The organism is Nonomuraea gerenzanensis (assembly GCF_020215645.1).
GTDB classification, from domain to species: domain Bacteria; phylum Actinomycetota; class Actinomycetes; order Streptosporangiales; family Streptosporangiaceae; genus Nonomuraea; species Nonomuraea gerenzanensis.
Window position 1 is genome coordinate 9177171 of record NZ_CP084058.1, and the last position, 18690, is coordinate 9195860.

Consider the following 18690-nt stretch of genomic DNA (forward strand, 5'->3'; position numbering starts at 1 on the left):
TCCTCGTCGTCGGGATCTGGACAGGCGCCACGCTAGGAAGCCGCGCGCCGCGTGTCTCCCGCCGCCGACATGAACTCCCATCTCCCCTTCTCGGTGGACGAGGTCGTCCCGTCGAGGGAGTCCCATCCGCGTCCGGGCTGGACGAGGCCGTTCTCGTAGGCGTAGATCACCACCTGCACCCGATCCCGCACCCCCAGCTTCTGATACAGATGCTGCACGTGCGACTTCACCGTCGACTCCCCCAGCACCAGCAACCGCGCGATGTCCTCATTACGATGACCCCGCACCAGCAACCGGAACACATCCAGCTCCCGATCCGTCAACCCCACCAGCTCCGGCACCACCGCCGCCGACACCACCGGACGCCGCGCGAACTCCGCGATCAACCGACCCGTCACCGAAGGAGACAACAACCCCTCCCCCGACGCCACCGTCCGCACCCCCTCCACCAGCAGCTCCGGCGACGAATCCTTCAGCACGAACCCCGACGCCCCCGCCCGCAACGCCTCGAAGACATACTCGTCCTGGTCGTACATCGTCAAAATCACCACCCGCGGCCCCGACCCCTCACAGATCCGCCGCGTCGCCTCCAAACCCCCCATCCGAGGCATGTTGATATCCATCAGCACCACATCCACCTGACTCCCCCGAAGCGCATGCAGCGCCTCCACCCCATTGGCCGCCTCCCCCACGACCAGAACATCCGCCACCTCATCGAAGGTGGCACGTAAACCCCGGCGCACCAACGGCTGATCGTCCACGAGCATGATCCGGATCATCGGCGTCTCCTCCCCGTCGGACACAATGGCCACCCTGAGCGCCGTTCCTGACCGTCGCCTGACCGTCGCCTGACCGTAGGCAGACACCTGAGAAAGCCGCCGGCGGTCCGGGCGGACCACCGGCGGCTCCGGTGACGTACGAGGTCAGCGCCGTCAGCGCCGTCTGGACATGAGGCGGCGCACGCGCTCCTTCTCCTCCACGTCGAACGTGCGGGTGTCGTTGCCGCGCGGGAACGGCTCCTCGGGCACGGGCGTGCCCAGGAACGCGCACAGCGGCTCCCAGCCCTCGGAGACGTTGTAGACGAGCAGCCGCTCCGCCGGCACCTCGGCCTGGACCTCCTCGATGTGCCGGCGGAAGACCGCGATGGCGTGCTCCCGGTCGGCCACCCTGCCGTCGAAGACCCTGCGCATGATCGCCACGTCGGTCATCTTGACGAAGGCGCCCAGGTCCGGGGCGATGCGGGAGACCAGCGCGAAGCCGATCCTGGCCGTGGGGCGGCGGGCGCGCAGGGCTTTCCTGAAGATGGTCCTGGTGGCGCTCTCGTACCAGGAGTCCGGGTCGCGCACGGTGAGGATCACCTTGGCGTCCGGGTAGCGGGCCACCAGCTCCCGCCAGAACGCGGCGGCGGGGAAGTCGACGGCGCTGGCGAAGCCGCGGAAGGCGTGGTCCCAGTCGACGGGGCGGCCTTCGGCGGCGTCGATCCAGGTGCCGATCCTGGCAGGCTCCTCGACGATGTCGGACATGTGGTAGCAGGGGCCGTATCCGAGCAGTTCCAGCGCCGCCTTCAGCGAGGTGGTGCCGGTCCGGCCGAAACCGACGCCGATGGCCTTCATCGGTGGTCTCCCATCAGTGGGCTCTCATCAGTGGGCTCTCATCAGTGGGCTCTCATCAGTGGGCTCTCATCAGTGGGCTCTCATCAGTGGGCTCTCATCAGTGGGCTCCGTGTGCGCCGTGCGTGTGGCCCGCGCCGTGCCCGTACTTCATCATCTCCGTGGGCATGACGACGAACGGCCGCATCATGTGCACCTCGTGCTCCAGCGTGTGGCAGTGGTAGACGAAGCGGCCGACGGCGTTGAACTGCACCGCGATGGTGATCAGCTCGCCGGTGAAGCCCTCGCCGCCGGCGGCCCTGATGACGTCCTTGCGGCCCTGCTCGTGCGGTTCGAGCACGCCGTTGCGCAGGAACTTGATCGGCTTGGTGCTGCCGCGCACCGCCCTGCTCCAGCCGCTGACGTCGTAGATGTCGCGGCTCAGCACGTGGAAGTCGACGGCGTGCAGATGCATGGGGTGCGGCGGGCCGCCGAGGTCCAGGAAGCGCCACATCTCCCACTTGCCGCGCTCGATGAGGAAGTTCGCGGTGTCCTGGAAGTTGTTGGAGATGCGCTTGAGCGTCTTGACCTGGCCGTCGGCGGTCTGGATCTGGATGATGCCGTCCCCGGGGATCTGCACGGTCGCCGGATCGACCTCCTCCATCTCCCACTGCTCGGCCTCGGCGGGCGCGCCCGGCCGGGTGAGCACGATCCAGCGGTGGTGGTGGTCGGCGGGGATGTCGTCGTGGGTGACGCGCTTGAACGTCGGCGACACCGTGGCGGGCAGCGAGAACCGGTCGTTGTCGGGCTTGGCGGCCACCCGGAGCTGCATGACGTCCGGCTCGTTGATGTTGTTCGACAGGTCGGGCTGGCCGGGGGTGATGCCGGGGCGCGTGTCGACCAGCTTGAGCGTCCTGCCCGCCAGCTCCTTGAAGTCGATCAGCACGTCGGCCCGCTCGGCCGGGGAGAGCACCAGCGGCCCGGTCAGCGGCGCGGGCGCGCCCAGCAGGCCCTGGTCGGTGCCGATCAGCTTGAGCGCCCCCGGCACGACCTGGTTCTGCTCGTCGAGCAGGACGAGGCGGTAGACCCGGGAGTTGGACATGTTGAGCATGCGGAAGCGGTACCACCGCGCGGAGACGTCCAGGTAGGGCCACACCACGCCGTTGACCAGCGTGTACGGCCCCGCGAACGGCACCACGATCTTCATCGGGCTGGCGATCTCGACCTTGTGCAGCAGCTGGCCGTTGGGCCGCTTGGCGGCGTCGAGGTCGAAGTTGCGGTCGCAGAACATCAGCGGGATCTCGTACTTGCCGTCCGGCAGGCCGAGGGAGTCCTCCTCGTCGTCGCGCATGACGTACATGCCCGCCAGGCCGGCCATCTGGGTCCAGCGGGTCAGGTGCATGGCGTGGTCGTGGTACCAGAGCGTCGTGCCGGCCTGGTCGTTGTGGTACTCGGAGAGCTGGGCGTCACCGGGCAGGATGACGTTCTCCCCCCAGCCGTCGTTGGCCCCGCCCACGTGCGCCCCGTGCAGGTGCACCGCGGCCCACGGCGGGATGTTCTCCACCCCTTCGACCGGTTCGGTCTTCTCCCTGCCCGGCCAGTTGGTCGGCGGTTCGCCGGGGCGGCCGATGGCGTCCTCCGCGGCGCGGACGGCGATGATCGGCATCGTGCCCTGGAGCTGGTTGACCCAGGTCGTCCGGAGCCGCTGGCCGCGCCGCACCTCGATGGTCGGGCCGGGGAAGGAGCCCTCGTAGGTCCACAACGTGGAGGGCGGCAGCTCGGAGTGGAGCCGCCGCTTGATCACCTTCATCCGGACCGTCAGCTCCCACACCGAGCCGTGCCGCTGCGGCCGCATGACCGGCGGGATCGGCAGCCGGTCCACGAACTTGTTGATGACCAGGGTCGGGTCCCGCGGCGGCACCCCGCCGCGGGACGTCACCGCCGCGGTCGCCGCCTGGCTTCCGCCGCCGAGCCCGAGGCCCAGCGCGGCGAGGCCGGCGGAGCCGAGTAACATCTGGCGCCGAGTGGCACCCTGCTGGAAAACACCCGTTTCGTCCACGGCGTCACGCTAGGCACCGCCACCTCAGCCGGTCTTCCACCCGCGTAATGAGAAAGCGTCTCCTCCTTTGGACGATCGGCGCATGCCGCCGTACGAGGCCCGGGCCCGCACGGGGCTAACATCCGACGGCCAGATCGGCCTCCTGGCTCCGGCGGCCGGGCTGGACGAGTCCGTTCTCGTAGGCGTAGATCACCACCTGCACCCGATCCCGCACCCCCAGCTTCTGATACAGATGCTGCACGTGCGACTTCACCGTCGACTCCCCCAGCACCAGCAACCGCGCGATGTCCTCATTACGATGACCCCGCACCAGCAACCGGAACACATCCAGCTCCCGATCCGTCAACCCCACCAGCTCCGGCACCACCGCCGCCGACACCACCGGACGCCGCGCGAACTCCGCGATCAACCGACCCGTCACCGAAGGAGACAACAACCCCTCCCCCGACGCCACCGTCCGCACCCCCTCCACCAGCAGCTCCGGCGACGAATCCTTCAGCACGAACCCCGACGCCCCCGCCCGCAACGCCTCGAAGACATACTCGTCCTGGTCGTACATCGTCAAAATCACCACCCGCGGCCCCGACCCCTCACAGATCCGCCGCGTCGCCTCCAAACCCCCCATCCGAGGCATGTTGATATCCATCAGCACCACATCCACCTGACTCCCCCGAAGCGCATGCAGCGCCTCCACCCCATTGGCCGCCTCCCCCACGACCAGAACATCCGCCACCTCATCGAAGGTGGCACGTAAACCCCGGCGCACCAACGGCTGATCGTCAACGATCGCCAGACGCACGCGCTTCATGCATCCTCTCCTCGGTCGGCAACCAAGCACTGATGAGAAACCCCCCGTCGGTCAGCGGACCGCTCTCGAATCCACCGCCTGTCGCGACCACTCCTTCCCGCATGCCGAGCAGCCCGTAGCCGCCGAGCTGGTGCACCTGGCCGTCCAGCTCGCCGGTGCCACTGACGACGCTGACCTTCAGCCTGTCGCCGCCGAAGTCGAGATCGACGCGCACGGGCAGGCCCTTGCTGTGTTTGAAGGTGTTCGTGAGCCCTTCCTGCACGAGCCTGAGCGCCACGTCCCTGATGTGCGCGGGCACCTGGTGCTCCACTCCCCTGACAGTGAACCGCACGGCCTCCGCCTCGCTCGGCAACCCGGAGATCAGGCCGGCGACCTGCGCCGAAAGGGGCGCGGTCGAGCCGTGCACAGGGCGCTGGTGGCCGCCGCGCAGCACGCCGATGGCCGTGCGCACCTGGCCGAGGATGTCGCTGACCGTCTGGTCGATGGCCTCGGCGACGGGCCTGGTCTGCGGGGCGAGTGCGGGCAGGCGCCTGGCGTGCATGGCGATGACGAGCAGGCCGTGCCCCAGGCCGTCATGCAGCTCCCTGGCGATGCGGCGGCGCTCGTCGAGGGTGTCGGCCGAGCTGGGCCGCCGGCTCAGGGCGCGCCGCCTGACCAGCCAGATCCCCGTTGCGACCAGCAGCCCGACCGCGCAGCCGAGCAGGAACTCCGTGAGGTTGTGATCAGTTCCGAGTAAGACGTTAGGTAGGCGTGTCAGCGTAGTTACCCCCTGATCTTCCCCGATGGGCCACGCCGCCGCGAATTCCCCGTCGCCGGCGGCGCAGAAACGTACGCGTGTGACAGAGCCACGGTGATCTACGCTAAAACCACATTATGAGCTGATCGATCAGGAAACAAGAATGTAGCGAATTAACAGTGTGTTATAAATCTGACAGCCATCGCCGATTTTCGGGCATGGCAAATGCCGCCTTTATGGAAGGCGGCATTTACTATATGTCGGTTTTGTCATTGATGATGCAGGATGCGGTGCACCTCCATTCGCGCGGAGGTGCGCAGGGCGCGCAGGCCGGCCGTCGCCTCGTCCTGCTCCGGGCTGCGTTCGAAGCGGCGGAAGGACTCCTCGTCCGACCAGTCGGAGGTGATGACGTAACCGGTGTCCGTGGCGCAGAGCGTCTGGCGCAGGCAGCCCGGCTGCTCCTGGGCCAGGGTGGCGGCCCGCTTCCAGGCCAGCTCGAACTCCTGTGCGCGGGCCGCGGGCACGGCCATGGTGAGCACGGCACGCACCGGCCCGCTCATGCCCGCACCCCCAGCTTGAAGATCCGCTCCGCGTTGGCCGTCAGCGTGCCGGGGTCCAGGTCCGCGACCAGCTCCGTCATGCGCTTCAGCTCGCTCATGAGCGGCGGCGCGTCCGTGCCGAACAGAACCTGCTCCGGCCCGAAGCAGGCGAGGTTGGCGCGTAGCTGCGCCGGGTTCGGGCACGAGGTGTCCACCAGGACCCTGCGCAGCGAGCGGCTGGGCACCGGTCGGGGCCGCCCATCGGCCGCGGCGCCCGGTCTCGGCGCCACGGCTAGGTCCAGCTTCTCCGCCAGCACGCCCAGCGCGCCGCCGCCGCCCGGGGCGATGAGCCGCAGCTCCGGATGGCGTTCCAGCCGGCCCGCGCACACCACGGCCGCCACGCCGAGGGTGACGTCGTTGAACCGGGCCAGGTGCTCGACCAGGCCCGGCCCCAGGTCCAGCACCGCGTCCGTGCCCACCGGCTCCGCCGGCGGATGCAGCAGCACCGGCACGCCGGCCTCGGCCGCGAAGGCGAAGAAGTCGTCGGCACGGGGCGAGCTGAGCAACCGGCCCTCCACGCTGGTGTTGACCACCAGGCCGACGAACTCGGGCTCGGCCAGCAGCTCGGCGGCCTGCGCCAGCATCGCCTCCCCCGCGAACGGGTCGAGATAGGCGTAACAGCGCAGGTGGGCGGGGTGCCGGCGGGCCAGCTCGGCCAGCGCCTCGTTGTGCGCCCGTACGGTGGCCGCGTCCTGCCGGTAGTTGGCGGCCCCCGTGCCCGGCAGCATGGAGCCCGCTCCCACGGGGCTGCCGATGATCGTCATCCCGATCCCGAGAGCCAGCTTGGCCTCGATCATCCCCTCCGGGTCGTGCATGCCCGGCGGGCCGCCCGCCTTCTCGCCCGGCGGCGCCAGGTGCCCGTGCACGTCGATGAGCATGCGATCAGCCCGCCTTGCCCGGCGGCGGGCCGGCCAGCGCGCTGCTGAAGCCGAACTTGCCCATGACCGGGACCAGCGAGCCGTACAGCCCGTCGGCGCCCTCCCCGGTCAGGAACGCCACCACCCGCGCCACCAGGTCCGGCGTGACCGCGTGGTCGAAGTCCACGTGCGCGCGCTCCTGCCGGGCCTGCGGCGTGTCGGCCATCGTCATGATGACGGCGTTGGCGTGGATGCCGCGGTGCTTGACCTCGTGCGAGAGCGAGCGCATCCAGGCCAGCAGCGCCGCCTTGCCGGCCGCGTACCCGCCGAGCGCGGCCAGCGGCTCGCCTGCCAGCGGCGAGCCGAAGAACACCAGCCGCCCGCCGCCGTCGAGATGCGGCAGCACAGCCTGCGTCGCGCAGACGGCCGACAGGAAGTTGACCCGCAACAGCCGGTCGTACTCCTCGACCCGGGTGATGAAGACCGGGCCGGCGCTGAACCCGCCCACCATGTGGATGAGCCCGTCGAGCCGGCCCAGCCGCGACACGGCGGCCTCGGCCGCCTCGACGGCGCCCCGCTCCGTGGTCACGTCCGCGGCGAACGTCTCGATGCGGCCCGGCTCGCCGTAGGCGCGCTCCAGCTCGGCCAGGCGGTCCTCGTTGCGGCCGGTGAGCAGCAGGGCGTCTCCCCGCTTGGCCAGCAGCGCGATCGTGGCCTCGGCGACCTGCCCGGTCGCGCCGGTGATCAGGAACGTCCCGCCGTCGCTCATGCCTCGGCGCCTTCGCGCGGAGCCAGGCGGGTGGTGATGTGCTCCATGCCCATGCGCAGGAAGAACTCGCGGGCGCCCTCAGGGGTGTCGGCGGAGCGGCGGTCCTCCTCGACCACGTACTTGTCCAGCTCGCTCTCCACGTACTGGATGCTCGGGTCCTGGGCGATGTGCGCCATGAGCGACGGCACGTTCCCCTCGATCTCGATCATCCGGACCACGATGCCGTCCTTCATGAAGACGGACGTGCTGAGCATCCTGGTGCCGTCGGCCGTGACCCGCACCGGCGGCGCGTAGTTGGCCAGCAGGTCGCGCACCTTGTCCTCGGTGCCCGGCTTGATCCTGAACATGATGGCCAGTCGCTGCATGGCGATCCTCCATGGTCGCTCGGATTCAGCGCACAGCCTCGCTCCCTTCCCGCCGCGCGTCTTCCCGCCGACGTACCGATCGCGGCCTCCCCTGCGCGGGGGAGGCGACGTTCCGTGGGTGGTAGACAGCGTTGATAGGCAGGGAACATGGACATCCGACTGGACGGAAAGGCCGCTCTGGTGACGGGCGGCACCCGCGGGATCGGCCGGGCGGTGACGCTCGGGCTGGCCAGGGCCGGCGCCAGGGTGCTGGCCTGTTACCGCACCGAATCAGAGGCGGTGGAGAGCCTCGCTCGCGAGCTGAAGAACCACGGCGGCGAGCACCGCCTGGTCAAGGCCGACGTCTCCGACCCGGCCGAGGTCACCGCGCTCCTCGAGGAGTGCTCCGCCGCCTTCGGCGGCCTCGACGTCGTGGTGGGCAACGCCGGCGCGATCTCCCACGTCCCCTTCCCCGAGCTGACTCTGGACGAGTGGCGGCGGATCATCGACACCAACCTGACCGGCGCGTTCACGGTCACCCAGCAGGCGCTGCCGCTGCTGCGGCCCGGCTCTTCGATCGTCTACATCGGCTCGAAGGTGGCGATGGTCGGGCTGCCGCTGCGCGCCCACTACACCGCCTCCAAGGCGGCGCTGGTCGGTCTGGCCCGCACCCTGTGCAAGGAGCTCGGCCCGCGGGGCGTCCGGGTCAACGTCGTGGCGCCCGGCATCATCGACACGACCGACCTGCCGCCCGAGCGCACCGCGCAGTACGAGCGGATCATCAGCCTCGGCCGCCTGGGCCGGCCCGAGGAGATCGCGGGCGTGGTCACGTTCCTGGCCAGCGATCAGGCGAGCTACATCACCGGTGAGACCATCAACGTCGACGGAGGTACCTGACATGACCACGCCCGGCTTCCGCGTGATGCTCAAGATGCACATCCACAGCGGCATGGAGGACGAGTTCGAGAAGGTCTGGCGATCCGTGGGAGCCGCCGTCACGGATCATCCCGCCAACCTCGGGCACTGGCTGATGCGCAGCACCAGCGAGGAAGGCGTCTACTACATCAGCAGCGACTGGGTCGACGAGCGGCGTTTCCGGGAGTTCGAGGAGAGCTGGGAGCACGGCGAGCACCGCGCGCTGCTGCACCCCTATCGCGAGTCGGCCACGATCTCGACCATGCACGTGGTCGGCCACCTGCTCAAGTCCGGGCAGGACGCCCGATGAGCGTGCGCGTGCTGCTCTGGTACCGGGCGCCGCAGGGCGAGGAGCAGGCGGTCATCGAGGCGTTCCACCTGATCAGCGGCAAGCTGGCGGGCACGCCCGGCCTGGTGCGCAGCGAGCTGTGGCGGCCGGCCCACGATCCGGCCGACTTCGTCGTGATGAGCGAGTGGGAGAGCAGGCAGGCGTTCGAGACGTGGGAGGGCGGCAGCACGCACAAGGCCGACACCTCCCCGCTGCGCCCCTACCGCGACCCGCGCAGGGAGCGGCCGTTCATGCTGCTGGACGTGGTGGCGGCCTACTGATGAGCAGCGCCCCCGGAAAATCGGCGTCGCAGCTCGACGTGCTCGAGGCAGAGGCCATCCACATCATGCGTGAGGTGGCGGCCGAGTTCGAACGTCCCTGTCTGCTCTTCTCCGGGGGCAAGGACTCGATCGTCATGCTCCGCATCGCCGAGAAGGCGTTCTGGCCCGCCGCGATCCCGTTCCCGCTCATGCACGTGGACACCGGGCACAACTTCGACGAAGTGATCGAGTTCCGTGACCGGCGCGCCGCCGAGCTGGGCGCGCGGCTGATCGTGGCCAGCGTGCAGGACTCCATCGACGCCGGCCGGGTGGTGGAGGAGACCGGCCGGCGCGCCTCGCGTAACCGGCTGCAGACCACCACGCTGCTCGACGCGATCGAGGAGCACGAGTTCGACGCCGTCTTCGGCGGCGCCCGGCGTGATGAGGAGAAGGCGCGCGCCAAGGAGCGGGTCTTCTCCTTCCGCGACGACTTCGGCCAGTGGGATCCCAAGAACCAGCGGCCGGAGCTGTGGAACCTGTACAACGCGCGTATCCGCAAGGGTGAGCACATCCGCGTCTTCCCGCTGTCGAACTGGACCGAGCTGGATGTGTGGGACTACATCCGGCGCGAGGGCATCGAGATCCCCTCCATCTACTTCGCGCACACCCGCAAGGTGTTCGAGCGGGACGGCATGCTGCTGCCCGACGGTGATGTGGTGCAGCGCGGCCAGGACGAGCCGTTGTTCGAGGCGGTGGTGCGGTACCGCACCGTGGGCGACATGACCTGCACCGGCGCGGTGCAGTCCACGGCCGCGACGGTGGAGGAGATCATCGAGGAGATCGCCGCCACCCGGATCACCGAGCGCGGCGCGACCCGGGCCGATGACCGCTCGTCGGAGGCCGCGATGGAAGATCGCAAGCGAGAGGGCTACTTCTAACGATGGACATTCTGCGCTTTGCCACGGCGGGAAGCGTCGATGACGGCAAGTCCACGCTCATCGGCCGGTTGCTCTTCGACTCCAAGGCGATCTTCGAGGACCAGCTCGAGGCGGTCGAGCGTACCTCGCGTGATCGCGGCACCGACTACACCGACCTGTCGCTGCTGACCGACGGGCTGCGGGCGGAGCGGGAGCAGGGCATCACGATCGATGTGGCCTACCGTTACTTCGCCACGCCGCGCCGCAAGTTCATCATCGCCGACACTCCCGGGCACATCCAGTACACGCGCAACATGGTCACCGGCGCCTCGACGGCGGATCTGGCCATCGTGCTGATCGACGCGCGCAAGGGGGTGCTGGAGCAGTCGCGCCGGCACGCGTTCCTGACCTCGTTGCTGCGGGTGCCGCATCTGGTGCTGGCGGTCAACAAGATGGATCTGGTCGACTACGCGCAGGAGCGGTTCGAGGAGATCAGGGACGAGTTCACGGCGTTCGCGTCCAAGCTGAACATCGCCGATCTGACGTTCATCCCGATCTCGGCGCTGAACGGCGACAACGTGGTGTCCCGCTCGGAGAACATGCCGTGGTATCTGGGCACGTCGCTGTTGCATCATCTGGAGAACGTGCACATCGCCTCCGACCGTAACCTGACCGATGTGCGGTTTCCGGTGCAGTACGTGATCCGGCCGCAGCGGGCCACCGATCCGGCCTTGCATGATTATCGGGGGTATGCGGGGCAGGTGGCCGGCGGGGTGCTCAAGCCGGGGGATGAGGTGGTGCATCTGCCGTCGGGGCTGTGCACGCGGATCGCCTCGATCGACACCTTCGACGGGCCGGTGGAGGAGGCGTTCGCGCCGATGTCGGTGACGTTGCGGTTCGAGGACGACATCGACGTCTCGCGCGGTGACATGATCGCCCGGCCGAACAACCAGCCCGCGGTCGCGCAGGAGCTGGAGGCGATGGTGTGCTGGATGGCTGATGGGGTCAGGCTCGGGCCGCGCTCGAAGCTGATGATCAAGCACACCACCCGCACCGCCCGGGCGCTGGTGCGTGACCTGCACTACCGGCTGGACGTCAACACGCTGCACCGTGACGAGGAGGCGACCGCGCTGGGCCTGAACGAGATCGGCCGGGTGTCGCTGCGTGTCACCCAGCCGTTGTTCGTCGACGACTACGCGCGCAACCGGGCCACCGGCGGCTTCATCCTGGTGGACGAGTCGACCAACGCCACGGTCGGCGCCGGCATGGTCATCGACGCCAGGTAGCTCGATCAAGGCGCCTACAGCTCGACCTGACCCGTGACGCAGGTGATCACCTCGCCGCCCACCCAGACGGCGCCGTCGGAGCCGGTGGACACGTGCACGCGGCCCTCGCGGCCGATCGCGGTGCCCTGCGCGGCCACGTACGGGGCCTTGGTCCGGCCCGTGCGCAGCAGCCACTGTGCCAGGGAGGCGTTCAGGCTGCCCGTCACGGGGTCCTCGACCGTGGCGCCCTGGGAGGGGAAGAACGCCCGCACCTCGAACGCGCACGGCGAGCCCTCGGGGTGCGGCCCGACCACGCCGATGTCGTGCGGCACCGTGCCAGGGCGCAGCGCGAGCACGGCTTCGGCGTCCTTGAGCAGCAGGCCGACCCAGCCGGGGCCGTTGTCGGCCCACTCGGCGTCCACGACGTCGGCACGCGTGATCCCGAGCGACTCCACGATCCGGTCGAGGAACTCCTCCTCCACGGGCCCCGAGCGGATCAGCGGCGGCGCCTGGAACGCCGGCCCCGCTTCCGTGGCGTCCACGGGCACCAGCCCCGCTCCGCACTCCTGGACGACCCGGCCTCCCTCGCGCGGCCGGCCCCCGGCCTCCAGCCAGGCGTGGCAGGAGCCCAGCGTGGGGTGACCGGCGAAGGGCAGCTCGCTGTCGGGGGTGAAGATGCGGACGCGGTAGTCGGCCTCCCCGGTGCTCGGCGGCAGCAGGAAGGTGGTCTCCGACAGGTTCGTCCAGCGGGCGAAGCGCTGCATCTCCTCGGTGCTCAGGCCGTCGCCGTCGATCACGACCGCGAGTGCGTTTCCCGTGTACGGCCGCGCGGAGGCGAACACGTCGACTTGCGTGAATCTGCGCAACATACTCCGGAGTCTCCCAGACGGGTCTTTCCCCGTTAACACGCCGCCCGCAGACTGGACGGTGTGGCGGACTTTGATGTTGTGGTCCTCGGCTCGGGGCCAGGTGGGCAGAAGGCCGCGATAGCGGCGGCGAAACTCGGCAAGAGAGTCGCGGTGGTCGAGAAGAAACACATGATCGGCGGCGTGTGCATCAACACGGGCACGATCCCCTCCAAGACCCTGCGCGAGGCCGTCCTGTACCTCACAGGGCTCAACCAGCGGGAGCTGTACGGCGCCAGCTACCGCGTCAAGGACGAGATCACGGTCGCCGACCTGGGCATGCGCACCCAGCACGTGATCGGCCGCGAGATCCAGGTGATCCGCAGCCAGCTCGCCCGCAACCACGTGACGGTGCTGCACGGCACCGGCCGCTTCCTCGACGAGCACACCATCGGGATCACCGGCGAGGAGGAGAAGAAGGTCACCGCCGACAGGATCGTGATCGCCACGGGCACCTCCCCCGCCCGGCCGTCCAGCGTCGAGTTCGACGACAGGACGGTGATCGACTCCGACGCCATCCTGCACCTCGACAAGGTGCCGGAGACGCTGGTCGTGGTGGGGGCCGGGGTGATCGGCATCGAGTACGCCTCGATGTTCGCCGCGCTCGGCACCAAGGTGACGGTGGTGGAGCGGCGCGAGCGCATGCTGGAGTTCTGCGACCTGGAGATCGTCGAGGCGCTCAAGTACCACCTGCGCGACCTGGCGGTGACCTTCAGGTTCGGCGAGAACGTGGCGGCCGTCGAGCGCCGCCCGCGCGGCGCGCTGACCCTGCTGGAGAGCGGCAAGAAGATCCCCGCCGACTGCGTCATGTACTCGGCGGGCCGCCAGGGCAAGACCGCCGAGCTGAACCTGGAGGCCGCCGGCCTGGCCGCCGACGACCGGGGCCGGATCAGGGTGGACGAGAACTACGCCACCGAGGTGCCGCACATCTACGCCGTGGGCGACGTGATCGGCTTCCCCGCGCTGGCGGCCACGTCGATGGAGCAGGGGCGGCTGGCCGCGCAGCACGCGTGCGGCGAGCCGGCCGGCGACCTGCACGAGCTGCCGCCGATCGGCATCTACACCATCCCCGAGATCAGCTTCGTCGGGAAGTCGGAGGACGAGCTGACCCGCGACAAGGTGCCGTTCGAGGTCGGCATCTCGCGCTACCGGGAGCTGGCCAGGGGGCAGATCATCGGCGACTCGTACGGGATGCTCAAGCTGCTGGTCTCCTCGGAGGACCGGCGGCTGCTGGGCGTGCACGTGTTCGGCACGCAGGCCACCGAGCTGGTGCACATCGGGCAGACCGTCATGGGCTGCGGCGGCACCGTGGACTACCTGGTCAACGCGGTGTTCAACTATCCGACGCTGGCGGAGTCGTACAAGGTGGCGGCGCTGGACGCGATGAACAAGATGCGGACGGTGGCCCGGCTCACCTCGGAGATGTGAGCCGGGCCCCCTTTCGTCAGGACAGGGTCCACTTCTGGTTGGCGGCGCCCGTGCAGGTCCACAGCTGCAGGCGGGTGCCGTCGGCGCTGCTGTTGCCGGTGACGTCGGCGCACTTGTTCGCCGCCGGGTTCACCAGGTCGCGGGCCGAGGTGTGCGTCCACTGCTGGTTGGCGGCGCCCGTACAGGACCAGAGCTGGAGCTGGCTGCCGTCGGCGGTGCCGTGGTCGCGGACGTCCAGGCACTTGCCGAGCGCGCGCAGCGTGCCGTCGCCGGGGCGGGTCCACTGCTGGGCGGCGGTGCCGTTGCAGGTGTAGAGCTGTACGGCGGCGCCGTCGGCGCTGCTGCCGCCCGCCACGTCCACGCACTTGCCCGCCGGCCCGGTGATCTGCGCGCCTGAGGACGTCGTTCCCGACCAGGTGAACGTCGCCGTGGTCCGCGCGGGCAGCGTGTAGACGAAGGACTGGCCGCCCCAGTCGATCCGGACGGACTGGGCCGAGGTGCCGCCGTTGTGCGCGATCAGCGCCTTGGACCCGTCGGGGTTGCGGTAGGCCACGTTCTGGATCGTCGCGCTGGCCGTGGAGTCGATGCGGCGGGCGCCGGGCCTGACGAACTTGGTCAGGTGGCCGGTCGTGTAGTACTCGATCGTGTAGTCGACCTGGCCGGCGCGGGAGCCGCCCTCCTGGACGGTGATCAGGCCGGTGCAGGTGCCGCAGCCGCCGTTGTGCGGGCCCATGTTCTGGTTGAGCGCCAGGCTCCACTTGACCAGGCTGCCGCTCCAGTTGCGGGCGTAGGTGACGATGTCGGCCATGTCCTCGTTGTGCTGGTTGCCGATCCAGGTGCCGCCCGAGTGCTCGGTGCTGAACTGCTTGACCGACGGGTACTGGTTGTGCACCTGGGTGCCGACGGCGGGGTCGCCGAAGTAGCCGTGCCAGGCGATGCCGCCGAACAACGGGTCGTTCCTGAGCGCGGCGTCAGCCAGGATGGGCTGGCCGATCTGGGCGTAGTCGCCGTAGTTCCAGTCGTGCACGAGGACCTTGGTGCTGAGCCCCGCGGCGCGCAGGGCCGGGTAGAGGAAGTTCTTGGTCAGCTCGATGAGGCCGGAGGCGTTCCAGGACATGCCGGGGTAGTTCATCGCGGTCGGGTTGCCCGCCTGGCAGCAGTTGGGCTCGTTCTGGACGGAGAGGTAGTCCACGGGGACCCCGGCGGCCTGGTAGCTCTGCACGTACTTGACCAGGTACTGGGCGTAGGTGGCGTAGTGCTCCCACTTGAGCCAGCCCATCTGGTCCATCCGGCCGTTGTCCTTCATCCAGCCGGGCGCGCTCCACGGCACCCCCTTGACCCGCAGCGCCGGGTTGAGCTGCTTGGCCTGGACGGTGAGCAGGCGCACGGCCGTGTCGTAGCCGTTGGCGCCGAAGTCGTTCAGGTCGCAGCAGGTGTCGTCGAGCGAGACCATGCCGGGGCGCGACAGGTCGGAGGCGCCGATCGGGTTGCGCACGAACGACAGGCCGATCCCGTCCGTGGGGTGGAACAGCCTGCGCATCACCGCGTCGCGCGTGGCGGCGCTGACAGGGCCGCCGCGCAGCAGGTACGCGGTGGTGTCGGTGATCGACGCGCCACCGCCTTCGAACTGCTGGTACGTCACGCCCTCGTTGACGGTGATCGTGTGGCCGGCGGTGCCGCCTGCGGGGCCGAAGGCGATGGGGGCCTGCTGGGCCAGGCCGCGGGTGACGGTGCGCCCGCCGGAGTCGGAGGTGGTGGTGAGCCAGACGTTCACCGGCTCGTTCGCGGCGGCGGCCGGCAGGGGCGCGGCGGCCACCAGGGCGAGCGCGCAGGCGAGCGCCAGAAGGATTCTGGACACGGCAGAGGTCCTCTCAGGGCCGGGGGGTGATGCCCTTGTAACAAATGAAACAAAGGTGAAACACTGCCTTGCACTGAGCAGAAGAGCATGAGTCAACCGGGCGAGTCAACCGATGTAACAAATGAAACGGTCAGCGCGGGGCGGGGCCCGTGGAGCTGCGGACGACCAGCTCGGTGCCGAGGGAGACGTGCAGCGCCTCCAGCGTGTGCCTGCTGAGCAGCCGCATCAGCAGGGTGACCGCCATCCGGCCCATCTCCTCCAGCGGCTGGCGCACGGTGGTGAGCGCGGGCGAGGCCGCCCGGCTGATGTCGATGTCGTCGAAGCCCGCCACCGACAGGTCGCCCGGCACGCTCAGCCCGCGTTCGGCCGCCGCGCGCAGCGCGCCGACCGCCATCTTGTCGTTGAACGCCACCAGGGCCGTCGGCCGGTCAGGCAGGGCGAGCAACTCCCTGGCCGCCAGGTAGCCGTGCTCGATGTTCGGCTCGGGCACGTGGCGCAGCAGCTCGGGGACGGGCAGCACCCCCGCGTCGGCCAGCGAGGCGGTGTAGCCGGCCAGCCTGGCCAAGCTGGGCAGCCACTTCACCGGGCCGCCGATGATGCCGACCCGCCGGTGGCCCAGCTCCACCACGTGCGCCATCAGCTTGCGGCCGCCCGCGAAGTGCGCGGCCGACACGGCCACGATGTCCTTCGGCGGCGGCGTGCGGGGGTCGATCACGACGAAGGGGAAGCCGCGGTCGCGCAGGCGGACCAGCTCCTCGCCCGGCTCGGGCGGCAGGATGAGGATCGCACCCGCGACACCCGGCCGGTCGGGCAGCCCCGGCAGCACCGCGCTGCGCTGCGCCGCCTCCCCCGCCCCGAGGATCATCTGCCTGCCGTGCAGCTCGATCGTCTCGCCCACCGAGGAGACGATCAGCCCGAAGTAGTCGGTCAGCACGTACGGGCAGCGCACGTACACCGCGCCACCCGTGGCGTCCGGCGTGGCACGCGGCCTGGGCGCCTGGTCACCGAGCCGGCCGACCGCCCGCAGCACCAGCTCACGGGTGTGCGGGGCGACGTTGGACTGGCCGTTGAGCACCCGGGAGACGGTCGCGATGGACAGCCCCGTCTCGGCCGCGACGTCACGCACCGTCGCCCGCGCCCTGCCCGTCATCGCTGCTCCATGCTCGGCTGTGCCGTCAGGATATTCACCGGGTGAAGCTGATCTCCACCCTGCGGTTCTTGGCCCGGCCCTCGGGGTTGTCGCCGCCGTCCGGCAGGGCGTTGGGTGCCACCGGATCGGCCTCGCCGTGGCCGGCGACCGTGAACCGGGCGCCGGGGACCAGCTCGGCCAGCGCGGCGCGTACGGCCTGCGCGCGCCGCCGCGACAGCTCCAGGTTGTAGGAGCCGGAGCCCTTGGCGTCGGTGTAGCCGTCGATGGCGACCGGCTTGCCCGCGGCCTCGGCCTTCAGCGACTCGGCCGCCAGCTCCAGCCGGCTCCTGGCCTTGCCGGTCAGCGTGGCCTTGTCGAAGGCGAACAGCACGTCGGCGGCGAAGATGATCTTCCGCTGGGTGCCGCGCGTCTCGTCGGTGACCGACTCGTCCAGGTTGGAGATGCGCTCGCCGATGTCCAGGACCTTGCCGCCGAGGTCCAGGACCGGCGCGGTCACCGGCTCCCCTCCCTCCAGCGGCGGCTGCGTCGGGCTGAGCAGGCCGGCCAGGAGGGCCGCCGTACTAAGAGATCGGTACATTCGCCAGCGTCCCCACGTTCGGGATGTGCACGTCCACCGAGCCCACGTCGGCGGGCGGGGCGGCGAACGTGGCCGAGAAGACGGCCTTCTGGTCCTGCTTCAGGAACAGCGACTCGATGCGGCTGCACACGCACTTGCCCTCGCTGTCCAGGGCCACGAGGTGCTTCTTGGCGTTCCGCACGTCCACCAGGAAGACGCCGTCCACGGTCGGGCTCTGCGAGGGCACGGCGGCGAAGGCGTTGTGCACCTGCCAGCCGAGGCCGCCGCCCTCCTTGGTCACGGTGGCGGTGAAGGTCAGGTTGACGAACCGCTCCCTGCGCAGGAGCTGGACGATCTCCACGTTGAACGTGTGACCCTCGATCGTCCCCTCCCTGGCGGCCAGGACCTTGTCCGGCGGGACGGTGGCTGCGCTCAAGGAGGGTGCGGCCGTGCTCGCCCGCACGACCGGCTCGGACCGGGACGGCGCCTGCTCGGCGGCCGGGGCCGGACCGGCGAGCTGGCACCCCGTGGCCAACGCGGCGAGGATCACGACCGTCGAAGCTCTCGTCAGCGTCATGGGTCGTGGAGTGTAGCGAGGGATCGGGGCGAGATCCGGGGATTCGCCCCGATCCGTGCTAGTCGGTCTCCGTGCTCGTCGCGGTGCGGCGCGTCCGGGCCTGCGGCTTCTTCCTGCCCGCCACCAGCGTGTCACCGGGAGCGGGCGCGGGAGCCTCGGCCGGCTTGGACTCGGCCGGTTTCGCCTCGGCCGGCTGCGTCCTGGGCCGCGGGTGCGGTGTCGTGTCCTCCGTGGGGGAGATCTCCGGCTCCGGCTTGGCGGCCTCGGGTTTGTCCGGCTCCCTGAGCGAGGCGATGACCTGGTCGGCCTCGGTGTCGGCGGCGAACTCGCTGGCCGCCTCCGACTCCCTGCGCCGGATCACCACCATGTGGTCCACCGAGATGCGTCCGGCGCCGACCACGGCGAGCAGGAGCGAGGCGGCGCCGAGCAGGATGAGCTCGTTCATGGTGATGGGGTTGAGCGGCGGGGCGACCAGGAAGACGGCCATCGCCTCGGCGAAGAGGATCAGCCCCGTCGTGGAGACGGCGAGGCCGGCGATGAGCAGCGCGCCGCCGATCAGCTCGGTGAGCATGGTGACGGTGGCCCAGGCGCCGGGCGCGGGGGCGCCCTGCTCCAGGAACTTCGCGCCGGTGATCTTCAGCCCGTCCTCGAGCTTGGTCCACCCGTTGGCGAAGAAGATACCGCCCACCCCGAGGCGGGCGACTAAAGCGGCAAGATCACGGAGGACCTGTTTCACGGTAGTTGTCTGCCCTAATCGGGACATGGCACAC

Annotated in this window: 21 protein-coding genes; 6 read left to right on the forward strand and 15 right to left on the reverse strand. The window is 69.8% G+C overall.

The window, feature by feature from the left end; genetic code table 11:
* Window positions 1-32: 32 nt before the first annotated feature.
* The 9 genes from LCN96_RS42610 to LCN96_RS42650 form a co-directional block, all read right to left on the reverse strand.
* The gene (locus tag LCN96_RS42610; RefSeq protein WP_225268086.1) at window positions 33-779 is read right to left on the reverse strand and encodes a response regulator; all 747 of its coding nucleotides are present in this window, start codon (window positions 777-779) and stop codon (window positions 33-35) included.
* 153 nt (window positions 780-932) lie between these two features.
* Window positions 933-1613, reverse strand: coding sequence for a sulfotransferase family protein (locus LCN96_RS42615; protein ID WP_225268087.1), 681 nt, complete (start codon window positions 1611-1613; stop codon window positions 933-935).
* Between the two features lie 97 nt (window positions 1614-1710).
* Window positions 1711-3603, reverse strand: coding sequence for a multicopper oxidase family protein (locus LCN96_RS42620; protein ID WP_225268088.1), 1893 nt, complete (start codon window positions 3601-3603; stop codon window positions 1711-1713).
* A 160-nt stretch (window positions 3604-3763) separates the two neighbouring features.
* On the reverse strand, window positions 3764-4456 hold the full coding sequence (locus tag LCN96_RS42625; RefSeq protein ID WP_225268089.1) for a response regulator: 693 nt from the start codon (window positions 4454-4456) through the stop codon (window positions 3764-3766).
* On the reverse strand, window positions 4428-5240 hold the full coding sequence (locus tag LCN96_RS42630) for a sensor histidine kinase (protein WP_311132614.1): 813 nt from the start codon (window positions 5238-5240) through the stop codon (window positions 4428-4430). The genes LCN96_RS42625 and LCN96_RS42630 overlap by 29 nt, the downstream gene beginning before the upstream one ends.
* Before the next feature lie 221 nt (window positions 5241-5461).
* A complete protein-coding gene (locus tag LCN96_RS42635; RefSeq protein WP_225268090.1) occupies window positions 5462-5752 on the reverse strand; it encodes an antibiotic biosynthesis monooxygenase family protein in 291 nt (96 codons plus the stop codon).
* A complete protein-coding gene (locus LCN96_RS42640) occupies window positions 5749-6669 on the reverse strand; it encodes an amidohydrolase family protein (protein WP_225268091.1) in 921 nt (306 codons plus the stop codon). Before LCN96_RS42640 ends, LCN96_RS42635 begins: the two co-directional genes overlap by 4 nt.
* A 4-nt stretch (window positions 6670-6673) precedes the next feature.
* A complete protein-coding gene (locus LCN96_RS42645; protein ID WP_225268092.1) occupies window positions 6674-7417 on the reverse strand; it encodes an SDR family oxidoreductase in 744 nt (247 codons plus the stop codon).
* On the reverse strand, window positions 7414-7782 hold the full coding sequence (locus tag LCN96_RS42650; RefSeq protein WP_225268093.1) for a SchA/CurD-like domain-containing protein: 369 nt from the start codon (window positions 7780-7782) through the stop codon (window positions 7414-7416). The genes LCN96_RS42645 and LCN96_RS42650 overlap by 4 nt, the downstream gene beginning before the upstream one ends.
* A 147-nt stretch (window positions 7783-7929) precedes the next feature.
* On the opposite strand from LCN96_RS42650, the gene LCN96_RS42655 reads away from it, so the two are divergent.
* Genes LCN96_RS42655 through cysN form a run of 5 tightly spaced genes read left to right on the forward strand, consistent with a single transcriptional unit; the run spans window position 7930 to window position 11467 of the window.
* Window positions 7930-8658 carry an SDR family NAD(P)-dependent oxidoreductase gene (locus LCN96_RS42655; RefSeq protein ID WP_225268094.1) on the forward strand — a complete coding sequence of 243 codons (729 nt, stop codon included), beginning with the start codon at window positions 7930-7932 and terminating at the stop codon, window positions 8656-8658.
* A gap of 1 nt (window position 8659) precedes the next feature.
* Window positions 8660-8986 carry an antibiotic biosynthesis monooxygenase family protein gene (locus LCN96_RS42660; RefSeq protein ID WP_225268095.1) on the forward strand — a complete coding sequence of 109 codons (327 nt, stop codon included), beginning with the start codon at window positions 8660-8662 and terminating at the stop codon, window positions 8984-8986.
* Window positions 8983-9285, forward strand: coding sequence for an antibiotic biosynthesis monooxygenase family protein (locus tag LCN96_RS42665; protein WP_225268096.1), 303 nt, complete (start codon window positions 8983-8985; stop codon window positions 9283-9285). The genes LCN96_RS42660 and LCN96_RS42665 overlap by 4 nt, the downstream gene beginning before the upstream one ends.
* Complete coding sequence (cysD, locus tag LCN96_RS42670) at window positions 9285-10202, forward strand: sulfate adenylyltransferase subunit CysD (RefSeq protein WP_225268097.1); 918 nt, start codon at window positions 9285-9287, stop codon at window positions 10200-10202. The genes LCN96_RS42665 and cysD overlap by 1 nt, the downstream gene beginning before the upstream one ends.
* Before the next feature lie 2 nt (window positions 10203-10204).
* On the forward strand, window positions 10205-11467 hold the full coding sequence (gene cysN / locus LCN96_RS42675) for a sulfate adenylyltransferase subunit CysN (protein WP_225268098.1): 1263 nt from the start codon (window positions 10205-10207) through the stop codon (window positions 11465-11467).
* A 14-nt stretch (window positions 11468-11481) separates the two neighbouring features.
* Here cysN and LCN96_RS42680 read toward each other — a convergent pair whose 3' ends face one another.
* Window positions 11482-12315: a PhzF family phenazine biosynthesis protein gene (locus LCN96_RS42680; protein ID WP_225268099.1), complete on the reverse strand. Its 834-nt coding sequence runs from the start codon at window positions 12313-12315 to the stop codon at window positions 11482-11484.
* Window positions 12316-12375: 60 nt separating this feature from the next.
* Here LCN96_RS42680 and sthA point away from each other — a divergent pair, with 60 nt between their 5' ends.
* The gene (gene sthA / locus LCN96_RS42685) at window positions 12376-13779 is read left to right on the forward strand and encodes a Si-specific NAD(P)(+) transhydrogenase (RefSeq protein ID WP_263657393.1); all 1404 of its coding nucleotides are present in this window, start codon (window positions 12376-12378) and stop codon (window positions 13777-13779) included.
* Window positions 13780-13795: 16 nt separating this feature from the next.
* Here sthA and LCN96_RS42690 read toward each other — a convergent pair whose 3' ends face one another.
* The 5 genes from LCN96_RS42690 to LCN96_RS42710 all read right to left on the reverse strand — a co-directional run bounded on the left by LCN96_RS42690 (window position 13796) and on the right by LCN96_RS42710 (window position 18683).
* The gene (locus LCN96_RS42690; RefSeq protein WP_225268100.1) at window positions 13796-15637 is read right to left on the reverse strand and encodes a ricin-type beta-trefoil lectin domain protein; all 1842 of its coding nucleotides are present in this window, start codon (window positions 15635-15637) and stop codon (window positions 13796-13798) included.
* Window positions 15638-15767: 130 nt separating this feature from the next.
* Window positions 15768-16787 (reverse strand): LacI family DNA-binding transcriptional regulator, encoded by a 1020-nt coding sequence (locus tag LCN96_RS42695; RefSeq protein ID WP_225268101.1) that lies wholly within the window; start codon window positions 16785-16787, stop codon window positions 15768-15770.
* A 34-nt stretch (window positions 16788-16821) separates the two neighbouring features.
* Complete coding sequence (locus LCN96_RS42700) at window positions 16822-17364, reverse strand: OmpA family protein (RefSeq protein ID WP_225268102.1); 543 nt, start codon at window positions 17362-17364, stop codon at window positions 16822-16824.
* Complete coding sequence (locus tag LCN96_RS42705) at window positions 17348-17920, reverse strand: hypothetical protein (RefSeq protein ID WP_225268103.1); 573 nt, start codon at window positions 17918-17920, stop codon at window positions 17348-17350. The genes LCN96_RS42700 and LCN96_RS42705 overlap by 17 nt, the downstream gene beginning before the upstream one ends.
* A gap of 58 nt (window positions 17921-17978) precedes the next feature.
* Window positions 17979-18683 (reverse strand): DoxX family protein, encoded by a 705-nt coding sequence (locus tag LCN96_RS42710; protein ID WP_225268104.1) that lies wholly within the window; start codon window positions 18681-18683, stop codon window positions 17979-17981.
* Between the last annotated feature and the right edge of the window lie 7 nt (window positions 18684-18690).